The organism is Jiangella muralis (genome assembly GCF_001270745.1).
GTDB lineage: Bacteria > Actinomycetota > Actinomycetes > Jiangellales > Jiangellaceae > Jiangella > Jiangella muralis.
On the sequence record NZ_KQ434752.1, the window covers coordinates 339,139 to 360,410 of the forward strand.

The window sequence follows — 21,272 nt, forward strand, 5'->3', positions numbered from 1 at the left end:
GACATCCGGTGTGTCACTGCCAGGCGGCGCCGCCCTGGTAGCACAGGGCTCCCCCGCTCCAGTCGCCGTCGCCCGCGACGATCCGGTTCCGGTTGGAGTGCGAGAGCCAGGTCCCGTCGTTGGCCCTGGCCTCCTCCTTGACCCGGCCCAGCCCGGTCACGTAGAAGTAGCGCTCCCAGTGACCGCCCTGCTGCTCCTCGACGACCAGCACGTTGGTTCGGACTCCGACGTCGCCCCCGAAGTCGAACGAGTCCGCGACGAAGGCCGACACCCTGGTGCTGACCGGGCCCTTTCGTGTCTGGGCACAGGCGGGTGACGAGTTGGGGTTCACGGAGATCCAGTCGAACGTCTGCCAGTCGTGGACCAGGAACGCGCCCGGCGTCGGAGCGACGTCGTGGCTGATCGAGGCTCCGGACAGGACCGGGAGATTCATGATCATCGCCACCGCCTGCGGCGGATAGTCGGCCGTGCTCGGGGCGCCGCAGGACGTGCCGGGATTGGCGAAGCATCGCAGCCCTCCCGCGGAGGGGTCGCTGTTGCGCACGACACCGACGAGCAGTGGCTGATTGGCGTCTCTGGCGATCCAGTCGGTGATGCCGTGTGAGTAGCTGATCATGAACTCGTCGCCCGCTGCCGAGCCGCCCACCCAGCGACCGTCCATGCAGAGACCCGAGCTGCCGAACTCCCCGGGGGTCTCGCACAGCCGGTTGCCCGGCGCCGTCTGCGTGATGTAGTCGCGCACATCGACGGTGAGAGCCGCCGGCGCGCCGCCCGATGACACACCGGAGGCCAGGAGCAGCGGCACGGCCGCCGCGAGGGCGAGAAGAGATCTGTGACTGGAGAACATGGTCATTCCCTTCGTGAGTGTCAGAGAAGGCTTGCCATGAGTGAGATCTCGCGTTGCTGGACCGCGGTCATCCGCGTGAAGAGCGGATGGTCGTTCCAGGAGTAGGCACCCGGCAGCCCGCCGCCGCTCATCGACTGCAGCATCGCCGGAATCACCGCGCTCAACTGCCGCAGGTCGCGTGCCTCGACGCCGTCCAGCTCGTACCAGCCCCAGGAGAAGTCCCAGAGTGTGGAGGTCCCCTTGCCCTGGATGAAGTTCATCCCGTTGAACTCCGGGTACATGATCGGGACGATGCCGTGCTGCGCCGCCCGGGCCGCGAGCTCCTCCCAGTCCGTGTCCCCGGAGCTGTAGAGCGGCGCGAACCAGTCCAGGCCCGTCATCTCGGCGTCGGCACAGTACTGCTCGACCTGGCCGCACCGCGCCGCCAGCCAGTTGCTCGTGCCGAGACCGTAATAGTTCGAGTCCGACGTGCCTTCCAGGCCGAAGTTAGCGAAGTAGACCACACCGACCTTGGCCTCCGGGCGCAGCTGCTTGATCGCGCCGGAGACCGCGCCCAGCTGTCTGGCGAGCAGCAGGGACCGAAAGGCGTCGTGATCGCTCAGCGCCGCCGAGCCCTCTTCCCAGCCGGCCGGGTAGTCCTGTGGCTCGACGTTGCTGAGCTGCGGGTCGATCTCCTCGATGGCGGCGTAGCTCGCACCCCAAGCCTGGTTGACGGCGTCGAGGCTGCCGTGCCGCTCGATGAGCCACTCACGGAACGCCGCGTTGTCCTCCGGGCTGTATCCCGCCAGGCGGCGCGTCCAGACTCCGGTGCTGGCCTCCTCCCCGATGCCCACCGGGACCGACCCCGAGCTCGTCGTGTAGAAGAGATCGCCCCACTTCTCCTCGAGCTGCCGATACCACTCGGCCATCGCGTCGCCGAGACGCAGGTCGAGCGGGTCGACGTACCCGGCGGCGGCGCCGTCGCCTCCGCTGGTCAGCTCGATCCCGGTGCGGGCGGTCAGGGCCGGACCCTGGTTCGTGAAGTAGAGGGACGGGATCACCTTGATGCCGACCTCCCGCGCCAGCTCGAGGCAGCGGATCGTCGGCGTCGTCTCGGCGGGCACGAACTGCGGGAACAGCTGGAGCCAGACGGCCGAGTATCCGAGCTCCTTCATGGTCCGCAGGTCGTCCCGGATCTGCTGGTCCGGGTCGCCGGCGAACCGGACGGCGCGGTAGGGGTAGTACCACGCCAGCAGCGGCACGTCGCCGGATGCCGGGCCGTAGTCGGCGGCGGCCGAGCGGAGGACGCGCTGCTTGGCTCGCTGGACGTCTCGCCGCAGCCGGCTCGTGGAGACCGACACGGTCCGCTTGACCGTCACCACTCCGTCGGGTGTCGAGAGCTTGGCCGTGACCTGGGTGTCCCAGGCCGGGACCTGCACCGCGAGCACGCCGCGGTAGACCCGTTCGTTCTCGAGCACCTGGTACGCGGCCAGGAACTCCTCATAGCGGTCCAGCACCTGCGGGACCCGCGGCGGCGCGTCCCCGCCCACGGAGGTGTCGCCCGGCCACTGCGGATCGGAGTCGATCGGCGTCGGTTCCGACGGCGCCGGCGGATCCGTCGGCTGAGGTTCCGCCGTGACCTCGATGGTCTTCCGCGCCGACGTGTTCGGATACCACGCGACACCGTCGCGCACGATGGCCGCGGCGAACACATGGCTCCCCGGGGTCGACGGCGCCGTGATCGTGAAGTCGAACGTCACCTCCTGCCCTGGCGCGATCGCCTCGTCCGGGTCGAGGAAGACACGCTGGCTGTCGACGCCGTTCGAGTAGCCTCCGTTGAGATCGGACCAGGGGAAGGCGTTGGCGCCCTCGCTCCCGAGGCGATCCAGCGCGGCGAGCGTCCAGGTCTGTGTGCTCAGGTTCTTGTAGGTCAGCGAGACCGGCATCGACTGGCCTGTCTGCAGCTTGTCCGGCAGGCTCAGCGACTGCAGCGACGACTCGCCCGGCACGACGGTCACCGGAACGTCGAGGCTGGCGAAGACCATGCCCGGGTCGAAATGGTTGAGCGACGCGTCGTTGTGCAGGTTGAGCGTGAACCTCAGCGTGTACTCCCCCGGGCTCATCGGCGCGTACACCACGCTCAGGTCGAGTTCGCCGGACGGCGCCACGTTCTGCGCCAGCACCTGCATCGTCTCGGTGCCGACGTCGATGGTCGTCCCGTTGCTGTCGAGCACGACGAGCCGGGCGCTCACCATGCCGAGCCCGAGCGCCTTCCAGATGGTGTCGCCCGTGTTCGTCACCCGGATGTGGTGGCGCCGGAACGTGTTGTCGAATCTGGAGGTGAGGACCACCGGACCGAACGGACCGATCTCGCCGGCGCCGGACTGGCCGCCGAGGTATTCGATGCTCGCCGTCATGGTCCCGGGGGCGAGGGAGTCGAAGAACGTCCCGTCGCCCGCCTCGAACGCGTTCGCGCTGACGGTCACCGGCGCGTGTCCGCGGGGCGCCCGGACGACGTACTCGATCTCGAGCTGCTCGTACGCGTCGTCCCGCTCGGGAATCCGGAACTCTGCCGTGTACTCCCCCACCGACACGGTCTCGGCAGGGCGCGTGCCATTGGCCGCCGCATGACCCCCGGCGAGTGCGGTGACCGGTGCCGCCATGGCTCCGGCCTGAATCAGACGACGACGGCTGATGGGCCTCATGACTGTCCTCCAGATGTGGGATGAACGTGATGTGTCGTGCGGCTGGCTTCGCCGCCGAAGCAGATCGTCCGTACCTGGTGCGCGTGCAGGTCGACGTCGACGACACCGTCGGCGTCCAGGCTCAGCGACTCGAGGACGTCCTCGGTCGCCGTGGCTGCGGCCGCCCACAGCGGCGCGGTCGCGCCGGCCATGCCCGGGTGTCGCAGCCGTACTCGCGCCGGTCGACCGGCGATCTCCTGCACTCGCGCGGTGACCCGGGCGCCGTTGCGGCCGGCGAGCAGACTCACCACGACGTTGTCCGGGACGTCGACCTCGGCCAGGTGTCCGGACGTCGGCAAGCTGCGCGGTTCGTCGTCGCACCGGTCGGTGTGCAGGAGGTCGCCGACCAGCGCCGGGCCGCGCAGATCGCGACCGAGCCGTCCGGCCGCCGCGGCGTCGAATCGCTCCATCGGCTGGAACGCATATCGCAGGCTGACGTGGCCACCCTGCTGCGCGGGCGTGTTCGTCCACCAGTAGTTGTTCATCACCCACGACAGCAGGGCCCCGTCCGCGGCGCGGAAGCTCCGCGGCCAACCGGCTCGGACGATGTCGGAGCAGGTGAACAGCGGCGCGTCGGCGGACGACCAGGCGACGGTCAGTGCGTCGGAGCTGACCGTGACGGCATTCTGGATGGTCAGCCATTCGTTGCAGGCACCGGCTTGGTGATCCGTGGCGGGGTTGACCCAGCCTTGTTGCCGGTCGTAGCGGAAGGTGGGTTCGGTCGGCGCGAACGGGAACGCCACGTAGACAGACTCTTTGGCCAGGGTGGGTTCCTTGTCGATGCTGACCCGCACGTCGACGCGGTCGGTGTCGTCGTGCAGTTCCACCTCGACGTCGACGTGCGGCAGGGTGGGCGCCGATCCGCTGGAGGTGATCACCCAGCCCCATGGGGTCCGCCGGACGGCCGCCGCCCGCATGGTGGCCGGCTGCACCGTCAGGTCCGGCAGCGGAAGCGTCGGGTCGTAGCCGTAGATGCTGCTGATCTCGTCGGGGTCGAGACCTCGCCGCTCGGCGCTGCCGCCGCCGGTCACGTACAGCACCTGACCCAGCGACCAGCCCTTGTCGTCGGCCAGCAGTTCGGTGCCGAGCGCTCGATGGTAGAGGCTGGTCACGGCACCCGACCGCGGATCGAGACGCACCGTGTAGTGCGGCGTCTCGAGCGTCCCTGGAACGTCGGCGACCCGTCGCGGTGACTCGCCGCTCACGCTTCGGAGCGGCAGGAGGCGGTAGCCGAACGGTGGCAGGTTCGCCACCTTGGCCCGGACCCGGCGCAGGCCGTCCACCGCCGGCGCGGCCTGGTCGAGTTCGAGGACCCGTCCTGTGTCGTCGACGATCTCCTGGCTCTCCTCGATCTCCAGGTCGACGATGACGTCACGCGCCCAGCTCACGGCGTTCACGACCAGCACCGACGGCACCGCGTCGGTCGTGATCCGCTCGGCGAGCTGACTCAGCGCGCGATGCATCTCGTCGGTCGCCACCCGGTGCCCGCGTTCGATCCGTGCCACCTTCCAGTCCAGCTGGTCGTGGCTGTGGCGGGAGTGCGGGCGCGAGGTCGCGTGCGCCGACGTCCAGGTGTGTTCCGAACCGACCAGCACGCATTCCCATGCCTCGTCGAGCGCGGCGACGTCGGGGACGAGACCGTCGCCGCCTGCGGCGGCCAGCGTGGCGGCGGCCTCGACCATGGGCAGCATGGCCTGGGTCCGCCGGAGAACGGCCATCGCTCGCGCCTGGGTGCCGACGCCGTCCTCCCAGTAGCTGCCGCCGTCGCCATCGACGAGCGGGAGCCGGTCAAGGAGCGGCCGGACCGCGTCGAAGTAGTCGGCGACGGTGGAGAACCGGAGCTTGGGCCACTCGTAGTGAGCGTTCCATCGGCCGACGAAGTCGGCGTACCCGTGCGACAGATCCTCGTTGTCAGCGTGGGTGCCCACCAGTGGCAGGTCGCTCGGCAGGTAGTCGGACCGCTCGTAGCGGCGCAGCAGCGCCGACAGGCCCTGCGCAGTCCCGGCGACCGTGGGCGGGTCGGCGCAGACGAAGCGGAGCTGGCTGTAGGAGTCGGAGAAGAAGGCGAGCACGCTGGCGCCATCAGGCCCCCTCCACCGCACCGGCGACAGCAGGTGCAACGTGTCGCTGTCGGCGTTGCCACCGCGGGTGTGGTTGGAGATGCCCATGAAGGCGTCGATACCGGCCGCCGCAAGGATCGACGGCAACGCCGACGTGTACGACGGCACGTCGGTCAGGTTGGCGTAGTCGACGGCGACGCCGTGCTCGCGGCGCAGGCGGGCAGAGAAGTACAACGCCCGGTACAGATCCTCCAGCCCTGCCACGCCTGACAGCAGAAGTGCCCAGAACGCGTTGACCGACAGACGTCCCGTCCGCAAGGCGCGCATCGCGTCCTGGGCACGCTGCCCGCCGCGCGAACGCAGGAACTGCTCGATGACGAACGACCCGTCGACTGAGAACGCGTAGTCGGCGTGGTTGCGCACGATGCCCACGGCCTTGTCGACGTTGCGGCTATGCAACTCGATCACCTTCGCCTGGGCGTCGGTGTAGCCGATGTCGAGGTGGACGTGCGGCAGCAGGTGGACGGTCCACTTGCGGGCCGGCTCGACCTCGGTCGTCACCTGGTGGGCCCCGGCGCCGGTGCGCACGGTCACCTCTGCCTGTGCCGGGCCGGTGAGCTCCGGGACCCGACACCGCAGACGGACGTCGCCGAACTCGCGGCCGGCGACGTCGTGACGCGACTCGAACGAGCCGATCCGGACGTCGACGTACGCATGGCGCAGGTCCGGCACGTTCTCGATCACGACATCTGCCAGCTCATCGACATGGCCGGCCTGGTCACGAACGTACAGTGGCAGCATCGCCACCGTGATCCGCGGTTCGGAGGGCGCCGCCGCGGTGCGCAAGGCGAGCCGATGCCAGTGCAGCGTGCTGCCGAACCAGGACTCGAGATCCGGCCGCTGTTGCCGACGTAGCTCCGCAGGATCAGGGCGTTCGGCAGCCACGGTGGTGATGACGAGGCGGTTGTCACCCTCGACTACACAGCCGGGCGGTAGCCACAGCGAGCGGTCGATCACTCCCGCCACCGGACTCGGTGTGGCGGGCGCGTGCGCGCGGTCGTCGCGTCGTGCGAGCGGCAGCACCAGAGCCTGCCGCCCGTTGACGTCGACCAGGAGATCCGGGCATGGCCCACTGCCTTCCATGCCCTCGATGTCGAGAACGTGCCAGCCGTCGGCGGCCGGCGACGCCCGGAACTCAATCGTGGCCGATAGCTCCCTGAACCCGGTCGCCGCGTTGAGTGGACCGGGATGTAGCCGCGGCCAGTCGGTGGCGGGATCGGACACTCCGACCACGAAGACCGGTTCTGCGGCGGCCGCGTCCTGGAACCAGGCGGCGCTGAAGCGCCAGTTGGGCGGCTGTGGCCCGCTGATCTCCCAGAGCTGGTCGGTCATCGTCACGATCTCCCCGGGCCGTCGAGGTCAAGTGTGTGCAAGATGCCCTGCAGGTAGCCGATCGCATGTGCTCTGGCCCGGCTGTTGTAGGCCTCGGGTGAGGTGTCCGCCCAGGTGTCCGGGTCGCCGATCATGGCCGGCACGTGGTCGTCGATGATGAACCCGTCGAAGCCGTTGTCGGCAAGACGGCGGATCACCTGCGCGGGGCGGTAGTTGCCCTCACCGAGGAAGCACTCCGTGAATGCTGGCACCGTGCCTTGAACGTCGCGGAAGTGGACGTAGGCGATCCCTCCGAGCGGACCGAAGAAGTCGATCACCTCGTTGACGCTGCGTTCGCCATCCATCTCCGAGACGGTGCCCAGGCAGAGGTTGAGGCCCCATGCCGGGCTACCGCCGGACAGCTCGTAGGCCCGCTTGAGACCACCGGGACTGGTAAAGGCGCGCGCGATCCCGCCGAGTGGCTCGTCGACCGGCGGATCGTCGGGGTGCAGTGCCAGCCGGACGCCGACCTCCTCCGCCACGGGCAGGACCGATTCGAGAAACACCTGGTAGTTCGCCCACACGTGGTCCAGCGTCATTGTCGTGTCGAACCCCGCGGGTGCGAGTTTGTAGTCGGCCAGCGCGTTCCCTGTGTCCGGCACCCTGGTCAGGTCGAAAGCCGTCACAAGCGCCCCACCGCGACCGGCAGCGCGTAGATCGGTACGCCACACGTAGCCAGGCATGAAGTGATGGCCCAGCACGCCGATGCCGACCGCAGCCAGGTTGCGGATGGTCCGCTGGTAGTTCTCCAACTGCTCATCGCGACCCGGCAGGCCGAACAGCACCTTGTCCCAGTGCCATAGCGGGACGTTCTCCAGGCCTTCGACAACGAGCCCGTACGAGTCGCAGTGCCTGACCAAGGCGGCCAGCTCGTCCACCGTCCAGTAGCCCGGCGTGCCGGGCAGGTTGGTCGGTGTATGGAACTGCACACCGGTCAGGCCAAGCTGCTGGGCGAAGACCGCCACGCTGTCGTCGAACTCATCGATGTGGCCCAGGGCCAAGCGCAGTGCCATGAGACATCACCTCCCCGGTCGATGTCGGCGGAATCGGTGTAGTCGGGCTCTCAGGGGCGCATGCCGGCCGGCCGGAGAGCTATTTGAGCGCGCCCGCGACCAGGCCACGCATCAGGCTCCTGTTCATGAAGATGAAGAGCACGAGTGGCGGAAGAGTCGAGATCAACAGGCCGGCGGTGAGCACGACGGCTGAGGACGACTGGGCGAACGATGACTCCAGCAGCGACACACCGACCGTCAGCGTGCGCCGTTGCGGATCCTGGATGAGGATCAGTGAGAACAGGAGGTCGTTCCACAGTGTCAATGCGGTCAGAGCGGTGAGCGTCGCCATGGCGGGCCTGGCAAGCGGAATAGCGATGCTGACGAACCTCCGCGGCGCCGAAGCCCCATCGACCTCAGCGGCCTGCAGGATCTCGCGGGGGACGGCACGAAAATAGGTCGTCATCATGTAGATGCCGAACGGGCTGGACAGCGACACGTACACGAGCACGAGGCCCAGGTAGGAGTTGAGCAGGCCCAGATCGAGGGTCACCTTGAAGATCGGCGTGATGAGCACCGTCGACGGCAGTGCCAGCAGGAAGAGCGCGGTGAGGGTGCCGAAGCGTCCGACGCGGGCGGGAAGGCCAAGGTGCACCAGGGCGAACGCGGCCATCGACGAGACGAGGACGGTGACCGCGACCGAGATCGACACGACGATGAGGGAGTTGACTGCCAGACGCCCCAGACCGGCGGCCTGCCAGGCGTCCTGGAGGTTCTGGAACGTGATCTCCCGCGGAACCGCCAGCGATCCACGGCCGTAGTCGGACTGCGTGCGCAACGCCGTGACGAGCGCGTAGAGCAGCGGGAACGCGGTGGTGACGCCGACGAGCGCGAGCATCACCGTCGCGGGGAGCATGCGCAGCCGCTGGCCCCGCGCTCTCGTGGCCACCGCGGTGCTCATGCCTCATCACCACGGGCGATCAGCCGCAACTGGATGACCGCCAGGACGGCGACGAGGAGCAGGACGGAGGTGCCGAGCGCGGCGGAGTAGCCGAAGTCGAAGTTCTCGAAGGCCGCCTGATAGATGTACAGGTCGATCGTTGTGCTCCGATGTCCCGGACCACCGCTGGTCAGCGTGAACAGGAGCGGGAACATGGCGGTGAAGAAGGAGATGAGCACGAAGAGTGACCAGAACACGGCCACCGGCCGCAGGTGCGGGATCGTCACGTGACGGACTCGCTGCAAGGTGCTCGCCCCGTCGATGGCCGCCGCTTCGTAGAGCTCGTCGTCAAGGCTGGCCAGCCCGGCACCATAGAAGAGCGTCCCCAGGCCAAGGGCTCCCCACAGTGCGATGGTGAGGAAAGCGGGCATGACCGTGTGTGGTTCGGCGAGCCACTCGGTAGCGAGGCCGCCGAGCCCGATCGCCCCCAGCAACTCGTTGACCGGGCCGTCGAGGCGCAGCACCAGAGAGAAGTAGAGGCCGATGATGGCCGGCGACAGCAGGATCGGAATCACCAGGGCGAGCCGGATCGCCCGCCCCAGCCACATGCCCTCGTGTACGAGGATCGCAATCGCCATCGGGAGGAAGATCCAGAGCGGCAGCGTCAGCACGAGCAAGCCGGTGTTCTTGATCGCCTCCAGCGCCACCGGATCGCTCAGGAGCCGGGCATAGTTGTCGACGCCGACGAAGGTGGGGGGTTCGATACCGTCCCACTCCGTGAGACTGTAGTACCCGGCGTACACGAACGGCAGCACCCGGAAGACGGCAAGGATCGCGACGGCGGGCGCCAAGAACAACACCGCCGGCGCCCATCGCACCCACCGCCGCCTCGACGCCGGCCGCCTACTGTGCGCCGCTTCCTCCGCCGCCGGACGCTGCAGCGACATGTGTGTCGACACCATCCTCCTAGCCCTCCGCTCGATCGCCTCGGCCCTCGACCCGTGCGCCAGCCGCGCTAGCGCGACTGGTCGGCCACTCGCTGGACCTCCGCCAGGGCCTCGACGGCTGACGCGCTGCCGGCGATCACCAGCTGAAGCTGCGACTTGTAGGCGTTGGCGAGGTCCGCCCGCCACTGCGTACCCGGCGCTTCATGGATCTCGTAGGTGCTGTAGGCGTCTGCCATCTCGGCGAGGACCGGATAGTCGGTATCGCCGGTCTCGGCCGTGGTGTTGGCAGGAAGCCAGCCCACGGTCGTGTAGAGGTCTTGCGAGGTGTCGGCATCGGCGAGGCTCGCGACGAACTCCGCCGCGAGGTCGGCCCGCTCGGAGAACCGGGACACGCACCAGACCAGCGCGGTCCCGGCGGGATAGTAGTGAGGAGTGGCGGAGGCGATCCCGGGCGCCTGGATGACGCCGAGGTTGTCGTTGCCGACAGCGCCGGAGAGATTGATGCCGTTGGTCGCCAGGCTCAGGATCATTCCCGCCTCGCCGTTGCGGAACTGAGGCTCGTAGTCACTGAGCGGCATCGACTGCATGCCCTCGGTGAACAGACCCTGCGAGACCATCGCGACGTAGCGCTCCACCACTTCGACCATGAGGTCGTCGGTGAACTCCATCTCTCCCGACGCCAGTTTCAGCGAGTCCTCGTACGTGCCGAGGCCCGGGAAGAGGAAGCTGTTCATCCAGCCGTTGATCTCGCCTTCCTTGTTGCCACCGGCGATCGGCGTGTAGCCCGCCGACTTGAGCTGCTGGCCGGCTCCGACGAGCTGGTCATACGTGGTGATCGCGGCATCGGGGTCGAGGCCGGCCGCCGCGAAGATCTCCTTGTTGTAGAAGATGACATTGGCCTGGAGCCCGGTCGGCAGGCCGTACAGCTTGCCGTCCGCCTGCGCGGACGCCAGGGAGGGCTCGACAGCTTCCACGATGGCCGGGTCGACGGCGTCGGTGATGTCCGCGAGGCCGGACTGGAAGCTGAAGACCCCGGCAGTGTACGGCTGCATCAGCAGCACGTCCGGCCCTGAGCGCGAGGTGATCGCGCTCTGCAGCAACTGGTTGTACGTCGCGGTGTCCGAGGGCTGCTCGACACGCTTGACGGTCGCCCCCTCGTGCGCGCCCTGGAACCGCTCGTCGGCCCGGGTCTGAACCTGCTTCCACTCCGGCCAGGCCGCTCGCAGGAAGTCCCACACCTCGAGCTCACCGGTCATCTCACCGCCGCCACCGCTCGTCTCGTCCGCCCCGCAGGCGGCGAGGACCGGTCCGGCGGCCATGACCGCGGCACCGCCACCGAGGAGGCGCAGGAACCGGCGACGGTCTGGACGGGCTTCGGCTATCGAGTGGATCATGAGGTGCCCTCTCCTTCGAAGGTTGACCCGGTGCTCTGGAGATCCTCGATCACGGTCACGTGCCAGCGGCCGAGGTTGGCCGCGAAGAGATCGTCGCCGCGAAAGGCGATGTCGGCCGGGTGGCACAACAGGTGTGCGATGGGATCGTCGAGCACCGTCTCCACCGCCTTGGCGGAGATGTCGAATCGCAGTACCTTGCTGGGCTCGTTGCAGCCGGCGTAGAGCCGTCCGTCCGGGCCGGAGGCGAGGCCGTCCGGCACCGCGCCGTCGACGCACTCCGGGTGATCGAGCCGAGGGCTGCTGACCCTTCCGTCATAGAAGACTCGCCCCACTGGCACAGCCGCCTCCTTGCGTTGTCCTGCGCCCTGTTGGCGGCGAACCTAGCAGCGAAAGACAACGTTGTCTACACTTCGAATCGATTCGCTGGTGAGCCTGCCGGTTTCAGGACTCTCGATGAGAGACGCGCGGCTTCGCCGGGTCCCGCTCGAGAGCGACGGACGCGTCGAGGCTTACGTCCGCGGCGCATTCATCACGAGGCGGACGAGTTCCAGAGGCCCCGCCCCGCGGGCTTCTCAGGCCCGGCGCCGCCGCTTCGCGTTCGATCCGGCCGACTGGCCGTAGGTCACCAACGTCGTCGGGACCACGACCTGCTGTGGCGTGCGCCGGCCTTCGAGACGCTCGACCAGCAAATGGGCGGCGCGCCGCCCCAGTTCGGCGGCGTCGTAGGTCACCAGGGTCACCGGATGGCTGAACAGCGTGGCCGTTTCGATCGGGTCGAAGCCGGCGACGTCGATGGACTCCTGGCGATGGCGCAATTCCGACAGCACGCCGACCGTCATACGGTTGTTGCACGCGAAGAACGCCGTCGGCGGATTCGCTCCGTCGAGCAGCTCCGCCGTGGCTCGTTGGGCTTCGTCCGGCGTGAGCGGGCCGAGCATGATCAGGCTCTCGTCGTACGCGACTTCGGCCCGCGCCAGGGCCGCTCGGTATCCGGCATGGCGCTCGCGCATCGTCCAGATGGTCTCGTCGTGGCCGAGCACGGCAATGCGGCGATGCCCGAGCGACAGAAGGTGCTCCGTCGCCGACATCGCACCGGCGAGATTGTCCAGCAGAACGGTGTCAGCGCTGATCCCGGCGCCCGGCCGGTCGAGGAACACAACCTCGAGGCCCAGGTCGATCTCGTGCTGCAGGAAGCTGTGGTCGAGCCCCGTGGGCACGATGATCATTCCGTTGACCCGCCGCTGACACAGCTCGAGGAGGATCGCGCGTTCGCGCTCCGCGCTCTCCTCGCTGCTGGCCGTGACGAGGAACTGCTCGCGCGGATAGGTCACGGTCTCGATCCCGCGCGCGATCGTCGTGTAGAACGGGTTGCCGAGATCCTCGATGATCAGTCCGATACTGGCCGCCGATCGTCCAGCCCGGAGCTTGCTCGCCATGTCGTTGCGGCGGAAACCGAGCCGATGGATCACCTCCGTGACGCGCTCGACGGTCTGCGGGCTCACCCCGGTCTCGTTGTTGACGACGCGGGACACGGTCTTCAGCGCCACCCCGGCTTCCCGGGCCACGTCGCGCATGGTGGGGCGACGGCTGTTCACGAGCGTCGACTCGTCACCCGAGTGGTCGTCGCCGCCCGGGCATACTGGCAGCGCGAACCGCCATCACCGCTGTCGACACGGCCGCCACCGAGACCCATGGGCCACCTTCCGCAGATATCGTTGTCATAGTCTGCCATGACGCCGTGCGCGGCGGTCGCCTTCTCGTCGCGGGACGCTACGGCACCCGGACGATGAGGGGATCGGTGAACACGTCGAACTCGTCGCGGCTCTGCGTGGAGAACTCCGAGACGACTGCGCCGTCGGGTGCGTGGAACCAGTGCTTGGTCATGGGCGGGATCGTGTACTGCTCGCCGGGGTGCAGGACGACCTCGTGCCAGACGGTGTAGTGATCGGGCCGGTACGGACGGGCGACGGGGTCAGACGCGGGCGTGCCGGGCACGTAGAGGTAGACGATGCCCTGCCGCACCCGGAAGGTCTCCTCCTTCCCCGGCGTGCCGTCGAAGGGCGGATGCAGATGCTCGGGGCAGGTCTGGCCGGGGAAGAGCACGAGCTCCTTGGCACAGCACCGTTCGGTGTTGACGTAGGTGACGAGTTGCAAGCCCGTCTCGGCCGGTCGTCCCAGGCCGAACTCCGCCACCTCGATCTGCCGACGCTCGTCGGCCGTCAGGACGATGCCGGCGCCCGCCAGTGTCTGCGCTGCCCGCTCCTGGGCGGCCGCCTGCTCATCGCTGCGTCTTTGCTGAATCGTCATACTGTTTCCTTCCCGTCCAACGGTCCGTAGAAGACCCCGTACGCGTCTGCCGTCCATCCGTCGATCGCCGTCGTGCCGGCCCGGCCGGTCGGTGCCACGGATCCGTGCGCGGCATCGTCCCAGCGCGGCAGGGGGGCGGTTCCGGAGACGTGCATGGCCGCAGCGGACGCCCCCAGGCGCAGCGCCTCCTCGGGCCCGAGCCCGCGGAGCAGGGCGAACAGGAGGCCCGCGGTGGCCGTATCGCCGGCTCCGGTGGTCTGCACGGGCTCGACGACCGCCGCGGGTGACCACAGCTGACGATTCGCCCACTTGTCAGGCAGCGCCGCGATCACCTGTCCGCCGTGGCGCAGTCGCTCCGACCCGGCCGTGCGCAGGCACATCCCGGCTTTACCGGCGGTGACGACCGCTACCGCGGCGCCGTGCCGGACGAGTTGTGCCGCCAAGGCGTCCGCGATCGACAGCCCGGGCACGTCGCCCGCAGCGGAGAACGTGCGCGGGAAGGCCGGCACGAGATCGTCGACGCTCGGCGTCAGCACGTCGATGAGCGGCGCCCACCGCCGAACCAGCCCGCCCCAGTCCCGAGCGCGCGCATCGCCCGGGTCGACGGTCGCGAAGTCCACGGAGGTGGTGACGCCGGCGGAGCGCGCGCGGGCGAGCAGACCGAGCAGGCCGGCGCCGTCAGCATCGACGAGCGTGGGCAGGAGCTGCGGATAGCCCACATGCAGCAGTTCGGTGTCGGTGATCTGCACCAGGGCTGGATCGAAGGTGGTGTTCGCCCCGACATGGTGGAGGAACCGGCGGTCCTTGCCTGGCACGTCGATCACGATCGAGTACGACGTGGAGCGTCCGGCCACCCGCTGAAGGGCGGTGTCGACATCGGGAACCGCCGAGAGCAGAGTGGTGACCGCGTCCGCGAGGAAGTCGTCACCGATAGCGGCGACCAGTTCGACCGGAGCGCCCAACGCACTGAGAGCGAGCCCGGTGTTGGCGACACAGCCCCCCAGCCGCAGGTCTAGCCGCCCCGCCTCGACCAGTCCGCCCGGCTGCGGAAGGTCGCCGCGAAGCCGCGGCAACAGGTCGAGACAGATATGACCGGCCACACGCGCCCGGAGCATCATCACCAACCCAGCGGATCGCGCACTAGAGCCTCACGCCAGCGGCGGTATCGGCCGATCGCATTGCAGCCGCCCAGACGCGATGGCTCGTCAGTGCTTCCTGCGGAGTGACACAACCAAACCGGTCACCGAGCTCACCCGCGCGTTCGGCCAGGAACGCGGCCCACATCTGCAGGATCGCGTCGGAGAACCCGGTCTCGAAGATGCCTCCCGTCACCGTCGGGTAGACGGACTGGCTGCCCATCTCGACCTCCTGCCACACCTGCTCGCCGCGGTCGATCCGCATCACCCGCAAGGTCTTCGGGTAGCGAGTGGAGAACTCGACGCCTCCGCCCATGCCGGTGGCACGCAAGCTCCACGTGTTCTTCTGCCCCGGATCGATCCGCTTGGTCAGCAGACTCAGCGGGAACGCTCGGTCGGCGCCGTTGACAGTGCAGACCAGCGTGGCGTTCTCGTATGTGTCGCAGACGACCTTCGTTCCGTCCGGACCGACCCGGAAGGGCACCAGGTCCTGCAGTACGGCGTACACCATGGCCGGTGTCCAGCCCAGTCGCAGCGGAGCATGGAGCACGTGCATGCCCAGGTCGTTCATCACACCGGCGTCGCCACAGTACTGCCGCTGCCGCTTCCAGTTGATGGGCTTGCCCTGGTCGAGGTCACTGGAGTGGCAGAACGCGTTGGTGGCCTCGATCAGCTCACCCAGCTCACCGTCGCGGATCATCCGGATCGCGGCCTGCGCGCCGGGAAAGAACGGAATCTCACTCGAACACCGGACGAACACCCCCGGGCTGGCGTCGGCAGCGGCGACGATGCGCTCGGCGGCGGCGAGGTCGATGCCGAACGGCTTCTCCGCGAGCAGATCCTTGCCTGCCCGGATCGTGTCGACGTACAGCTGCTCATGCAGGTCGTGACGGACGGCGATGTAGACCACGTCGACGTCGTCGTCGGCGAGCAGGTCGCGGTAGTCGGTGACCTTCGTGGTGACCGTGTCGATGCGGTCGAACCACGAAAGGGCGTCCGGATTCACGTCACAGACCGCCGTCAACACGGGCCGGACGGGATGGTCCACGAGCGCGGGCCACCGAGCGATTGCCGCAGCGATCTCCTTGCCCATCAGCCCGCCGCCGACGATGCCGACGCGGACCTCTTGTCGCGCCCCCATCACTGAGCCTGGACCAGGGACAGCGCCTTCTCCGGCGAGTAGTCCTCGTGCAGCATCGCCATCAGCGCGCGAGTGATCCCCGCCGGATGAGGGTGCTGGATGATGTTGCGGCCGTAGACGATGCCGCGCGCACCTTGCGCCAGGACGGCCGCCGTACGTCGCAGCAACTCGTCGTCGGCGACCTTTCCGCCACCCCGGACCAGGACCGGCAGCTCGCCCGCCGCCTGCACCACGAGGTGGTAGTCCTCCACGTCATCGGTCGGGTCGGCCTTGATCAGATCCGCACCCAGCTCGCGCGCCTGCCGCACCAGCGACACGATCTTCTTCGTGTCGCCGTCGACCATGTAGCCGCCGGCCACCGCGTTGTCCTGCATCACCAGCGGTTCGACCATCAGCGGCATGCCGTAACGGGTGCACTCCGCCCGCAACGCCATGATGGTCTCGATACACCTCTCCCGGATCTCCGGCCGACCCGGCAGCTGCAACAGGTTCGCCACCACGCAGACCGCGTCCAGCCGCACGGCCTGCTCGACCGCGTCCGGGAAATGCCTGCTGAACAGGTGCGAGTCCAATGGATTCCCGTACACATTGGCCACGTCTGTGCGCAGTACCAGGGCCGGCTTTGCCCGTCCAGGCCGGGACTGCAGCAGCGGCGCCTGACCGGGAGTCAGCTGGATCGCGTCCGGTGCCGCCGCGACGAGGCTGTCCACGGCCGCGGTCATGTCCTCGATTCCGGTCAGAAAGCTCGGCTCACCGAAGAATCCATGATCGACAGCCACATCGAGGCAGCGACCCGAGGAGGGGCTGAACAGACGGTTGAGGCGGTAGTTGGACATGGTCTCCTTCAATCATTGGCACGTGGCCTGGACGTCCCGGCCACTGTGAGACGCCTGGCACATTCGTCGAGCTCGAGGGCGTATGAGTCCAGTCGGTCTTCCAGATGTGTCTCGGTCACCTGTGTCGCGCCCCTGCATCCCCGGTCCGGGTGGGCGACGCCGTCACGGAACTTGAGCCTGAGACTAGTAGCGAACGACAACGTTGTCTAGTGATGGAGTCCACTGGTGGCGAATCTCCATGGCAACGATGTCTAAATGCCGACATCGGTCGAGCGGAGGACTGCGTGCAGCGGTCGGCGCACCTGCAGTCCCTGGCCGGTGTGAGGCCGTCAGGCCTGGACCAGCAGGACGGTGACCACCTCGAACGGGCCGATGGGCACGGTGACCGCGCCGTCGGCAGCGACCTGCAGCTCCGCGACCGGGTCTTCGGCGGCGTTACAGCGGTAGGCGGCAGCGGCATGCGATGGCGACGGATGCCAGATCGTCGCGGACGCCGAGCGGCCGGCGACCTCCCGCAGCCGTAGGAGCACGCCGTCGCGGACGCGGCCGACGTAGCTGCTGACGTCGACATGGTCGGGAAGCGCCGTGCGCAGGAGCACCCCCTCAGCCGGCAACGGCCGCGGATTCGTGTCGCCCTTGTCCAGCGAATTCACCTCGCCGGCGAGCGCGGGCGTCCGCAACTCCCGGCCGAGACGGGTCGCGCCGACCGGATCGAAGTCGGCGAACGGCCGGAACGCGTAGCGCAGGGAGATGTCGCCTTCCTGCGACGCGGGCGTGTTGGTGAACCAGTAGTTGTTCATCACCCACGACAGCAGCACACCGGTTGGCGCGGGCGGCTGCGAGGACCACCGGCCGCGGACGATGTCGCCGAGCGCGAACAGCGGGGCGTCCGCGCTGGCCCACCCGATCGAGCCGTCGGCGGCAGTGAGGGTGACCGCCTCGGCGACGGTGAACCACTCGTTGCAGGCGCCCGGCTGGTGATCGCGGGCCGGATCGACCCAGCCCTGCTGACGGTCGTAGCGGACGGTCGCCTGGTCCAGCGCGAACGGGAAGGCGACGTACACCGACTCCTTGGCGAGCACTGGCTGTTTCGTGAAGTCGACGGTGAGCTCGACCCGGTCATCCGCGTCGGGGAAATGCCAGCGACAGCGCAGCGCGGGGATGCTCGGCGCCGCACCTTCGGTCTCGACGACGTGGCCCCACGCCGTCCGGCGAACGCCGACCAGCCGCATCTCAGCCGCGGTGACGGCCAGCTCAGGAGCCGGCAGGCCGGCGCCCCACAGGCTGGTCTGCTCGGAACCGAGCCCGCGGCCTTCCTCCGTCCCCCCGCCGGACACGTAGATCACCTCGCCGAGGGCGTAACTCGAGCCATCGTCGGCGAGCTCACGTCCCGTTGCCCGATGGGTCAGCCGCCGCAGCCGTCCCGACTCTGGGTCCACCTCGACGCGATAGTGGGTGGTCTCGAAGCTCGAGCCGACGGGATCATCCGCTGCGACCGGTGCGTCACGCTCGTGGCGCGGGACGAACGCCCGGTAGCCCAGCGGAGGCAGATCGCTCACCCGCAGCCGGGTGACGCGGTAACCATCGACCAGCGGGCCCGGGTCCGCGGGCACCACCTCCCCCGACGGCGTCTCCAGCCGGGTGCCGTCCTCGAGCTCGATCTCCACCTCGGCGTCTCGCGACCACGGAAGCGCGTTGAACACGATCAATCCCTCACGGCCCGTGGTGGACTTCTCCGCGAGCCGGCTCAGCGCCTGCCGGGCGATGTCGGTGGCCAGTCGCAGTCCGTCGTTGATCTGCCCGACCTTCCAGGCCAGCTGGTCGTGCGCGTGGTGGGAATGCGGTCGCTCGGTGGCGTGCGCGGACGTCCAGGTGTGCTCCGAGCCGAGTAGCAGCCGCTCCCAGGCGGTGTCGAGGAGTGTCGTGTCCGCCGCCAGCCCGTCGTACACGGTGGCGACCAGGCTGGTGAGCGTTTCCGCGGCGGGCAGGAGCGCCTGCGTGCGGCGATGCGTCGCGGCAGCGCGCGCCTGGGTGCCGACACCGTCCTCCCAGTAGCTGCCGCCGTCGCCGCGCAATGTGGGCAGCTGGTCCAGCAGCGGCCGCACGGCGTCGGCGTAGGCGCCGATGGTGGAGAACCGCAGCCGCGGGTACGTGTACGTATCGTTCCAGCGTTGCACGAAATCGGCGTAGCCGTCGGCGAGGTCCTCGTTGTCCACGTGCGTGCCCACGATGGGCAGGTGGTCGGGCAGGTAGTCCGGACGCTCGTAGGGCTCGACGAATCGGGCCAGCCCGTCGGCCGCGCCTGCGACGGTGGGCGGATCGGCGCAGATGAACCGCAGCTGGCTGTAGGAGTCGGCGAAATAGGCGAGAACCGACGCCCCGTCCGGGCCTTCCCACCGCACCGGCGACAGCAGCTGCAACGCGTCGCCGTCGTCGCTTCCGCCGCGGGTGTGGTTGGCGATGCCGAAGAACGTGTCAAGTCCGAGCGCGGCCACGATCGACGGCATGGCCGTGGGATAACTCGGCACGTCGGTCAGGTTCGCGTAGGTGATCGGCAGCCCGTGGTCGCGGCGCAGACCCGCCGCGAAGTACGCCGCCCGGTAGCACTCTTCCAGGCTCGCCACTCCGGACAGGAACAGCCAGAAGAACGCATTGAGGCCGAGCCGCCCGTCTCGCACGGCGTACAACGCCTGTTCGGCCCGTTTGCCGTCGCGCGACTGGAGGAAGTTGCGCAGGACGAAGCTGCCGTCGACCGTGAACGCGTACCCCGGTGTCGCGTCTGCGGCTTCCAGCGCCCGCTCGATGTTGCGGTTGTGCAGCTCGATCACCTTCGCCTGGTTGTCGGTGTAGCCGACGTCCAGGTGCACGTGTGGGATGAGGTGCAGTGTCCACCGCCGGCACGGTGTGACGTGGCCGGCCCAGTTGATCGGGCTGGCGTCGTCCCGGACGACGATCCGGCCGGGCACCGGCTCCTGGAACGCCGGCACCGCGACGCGCCAGCGCAGATCGCCGAACGGGACCGGCTCGACCGGCAGTGTCTCGACGTGGTCGCCGATGGTCACCTCGGCGTCAGCCGCGAGCTGTGCCGCGTCGCTGATCAGGACGTCGACCAGCTCATGCAGCTGCCCATCACGGGTCACGTACAGCGGCGACGGAGTGAGCGTCGCGGCCGCCTCGGACGGTCGTCCGAGCCGGCGCAGAGTGAGCTCGGACCACGTCAGTGCACTGCCGAAGAGCCCGGCAAAGAGCGGCTGTCGCGCCTCGCGCCGCTCGTCCGGCGCGATCTCGTCGGCTGTGGTCGTCAGCACGAGCTCATTGCGCCCACGACGCAGGGTGCCCGGCGGTAATGCCACGGTGCGAACGAACCGGCCGGCGATCGGCTGCTGCAGCGTCGGCGCCCACGACCGGTCGAGCCGCTGCGGCGTCAGCACGGCCAGTCCGCTCTGGTCGCCGATGGTGATGGTGAGGTCGGGACACGGCCCGTTGCTGGCGATGCCTTCCAGCCGCAACTCGTGCCAGTGCGCGGCCGCGTCGGCGGCGCCCTCGAACACGATCGTCGCGGATGCCGGACGGTAGCCGTGACCGGCGTCGATCGGCCCCGGCTGCGTCTGGGGCCAGTCCACCGCAGGATCGGAAATCCCGACGATGAAGACGGGGTCGGGCCGCTCCGCCGAGTACCAACCGCTGGCGAACGCGCCCACGATCGACCACGCGACGTCGTCGGTCAACGCCTCGGTTCCCATCGATCTACCTCCTCTTGGAATCGCGCCCGCATGGCGCGCACGCTGGTGCGGTTTCCTGAGACCTGGCGCATCTCAGGACGACGAGTCTCCGATCGATCGGCCGTCGTACGCTCGAGCCGTCCAAGCCGGATCCGCGGTTGGCGAGATCCCGGGCTCGGCTGGATCTAGCGCGGCAATAGCCGACACGCCAGAAGGCCGCCTCGCCCCTCGCGCGGCCCCTGAACGACGTCATGAGCTGATCGGCGAAGCCGCAGCCTTCTTCGTGCAGCTACGGGCTGGTGCGAACGCTGAACGTGCCCAGGGCCAACGGCCTGGCGGCGTCAGGACCAAAGCCGGCCTCCCAATACCGCTGAGTCGTGGGAACGTCATAGACAACGTTGCCATCACGCTTGTCGGAGCGCAAGCCCGACGCCGGACATCATCGGTTTCAGCACCGGCTCCTACACCCGCGCTCTCATCGTGATCGTCCTGGTCGGCAGGGGGTATCCGCAGGTCGCCCACGGCGCGCTGGCCGTCGGCGTCCTCACCGCGGCGGCCGTCTACCTGCTGCCGTGGCAGGGCGGTGTGCAGGGGGTTCCGGTTGATCATGTCGGCATCGCGATCAGCGCGGTGCTGGGGAGCTCTCGGCGCTGCTGCATCACCACCTCGACACCTTCGGCACCACACCCGACCGACGACTGTTCGTCGGCGAACGCAACACCGACCACCTCCCCGCCTTCACCGTGTTCCGCGTCTGGAACCGCGCCCGCGAGACCGTCTTCGGTGCCCACGCAAA

Annotated in this window: 15 protein-coding genes; all 15 read right to left on the bottom strand. The window is 68.7% G+C overall.

What is annotated here, in order from left to right:
* Positions 1 to 13 precede the first annotated feature (13 nt).
* A complete protein-coding gene (locus tag ACW62_RS04540; RefSeq protein ID WP_157574374.1) occupies positions 14 to 847 on the bottom strand; it encodes a hypothetical protein in 834 nt (277 codons plus the stop codon).
* Between the two features lie 20 nt (positions 848 to 867).
* Entirely contained in the window at positions 868 to 3,414 is a 2,547-nt protein-coding gene (locus tag ACW62_RS04545; protein ID WP_157574376.1) for an alpha-amylase family protein, read from the bottom strand.
* Positions 3,415 to 3,527: 113 nt separating this feature from the next.
* On the bottom strand, positions 3,528 to 7,022 hold the full coding sequence (locus ACW62_RS04550; RefSeq protein WP_053202886.1) for a glycoside hydrolase family 38 N-terminal domain-containing protein: 3,495 nt from the start codon (positions 7,020 to 7,022) through the stop codon (positions 3,528 to 3,530).
* A 2-nt stretch (positions 7,023 to 7,024) separates the two neighbouring features.
* A complete protein-coding gene (locus ACW62_RS04555; protein WP_053202887.1) occupies positions 7,025 to 8,074 on the bottom strand; it encodes a mannonate dehydratase in 1,050 nt (349 codons plus the stop codon).
* A gap of 79 nt (positions 8,075 to 8,153) precedes the next feature.
* Complete coding sequence (locus ACW62_RS04560; protein WP_053202888.1) at positions 8,154 to 9,014, bottom strand: carbohydrate ABC transporter permease; 861 nt, start codon at positions 9,012 to 9,014, stop codon at positions 8,154 to 8,156.
* Positions 9,011 to 9,940, bottom strand: a complete 930-nt coding sequence (locus ACW62_RS04565) for a carbohydrate ABC transporter permease (protein ID WP_169791989.1) — start codon at positions 9,938 to 9,940, stop codon at positions 9,011 to 9,013. Before ACW62_RS04565 ends, ACW62_RS04560 begins: the two co-directional genes overlap by 4 nt.
* A gap of 68 nt (positions 9,941 to 10,008) precedes the next feature.
* Positions 10,009 to 11,334, bottom strand: a complete 1,326-nt coding sequence (locus tag ACW62_RS04570; protein WP_053202890.1) for an ABC transporter substrate-binding protein — start codon at positions 11,332 to 11,334, stop codon at positions 10,009 to 10,011.
* Entirely contained in the window at positions 11,331 to 11,666 is a 336-nt protein-coding gene (locus ACW62_RS04575; protein ID WP_157574377.1) for an SMP-30/gluconolactonase/LRE family protein, read from the bottom strand. Before ACW62_RS04575 ends, ACW62_RS04570 begins: the two co-directional genes overlap by 4 nt.
* 240 nt (positions 11,667 to 11,906) lie before the next feature.
* A complete protein-coding gene (locus ACW62_RS04580; protein WP_205629135.1) occupies positions 11,907 to 12,929 on the bottom strand; it encodes a LacI family DNA-binding transcriptional regulator in 1,023 nt (340 codons plus the stop codon).
* Between the two features lie 175 nt (positions 12,930 to 13,104).
* Complete coding sequence (locus tag ACW62_RS04585) at positions 13,105 to 13,641, bottom strand: cupin domain-containing protein (RefSeq protein WP_053202893.1); 537 nt, start codon at positions 13,639 to 13,641, stop codon at positions 13,105 to 13,107.
* Complete coding sequence (locus tag ACW62_RS04590; RefSeq protein ID WP_083459199.1) at positions 13,638 to 14,759, bottom strand: carbohydrate kinase family protein; 1,122 nt, start codon at positions 14,757 to 14,759, stop codon at positions 13,638 to 13,640. The genes ACW62_RS04585 and ACW62_RS04590 overlap by 4 nt, the downstream gene beginning before the upstream one ends.
* Positions 14,760 to 14,781: 22 nt before the next feature.
* Positions 14,782 to 15,918 carry a Gfo/Idh/MocA family protein gene (locus ACW62_RS04595; RefSeq protein ID WP_053202895.1) on the bottom strand — a complete coding sequence of 379 codons (1,137 nt, stop codon included), beginning with the start codon at positions 15,916 to 15,918 and terminating at the stop codon, positions 14,782 to 14,784.
* Complete coding sequence (locus ACW62_RS04600) at positions 15,918 to 16,754, bottom strand: class I fructose-bisphosphate aldolase (protein WP_053202896.1); 837 nt, start codon at positions 16,752 to 16,754, stop codon at positions 15,918 to 15,920. Before ACW62_RS04600 ends, ACW62_RS04595 begins: the two co-directional genes overlap by 1 nt.
* 329 nt (positions 16,755 to 17,083) lie before the next feature.
* Positions 17,084 to 20,497, bottom strand: a complete 3,414-nt coding sequence (locus ACW62_RS04605) for a glycoside hydrolase family 38 N-terminal domain-containing protein (protein ID WP_053202897.1) — start codon at positions 20,495 to 20,497, stop codon at positions 17,084 to 17,086.
* 584 nt (positions 20,498 to 21,081) lie between these two features.
* Complete coding sequence (locus tag ACW62_RS33770; protein WP_053202898.1) at positions 21,082 to 21,267, bottom strand: hypothetical protein; 186 nt, start codon at positions 21,265 to 21,267, stop codon at positions 21,082 to 21,084.
* Positions 21,268 to 21,272: the final 5 nt, after the last annotated feature.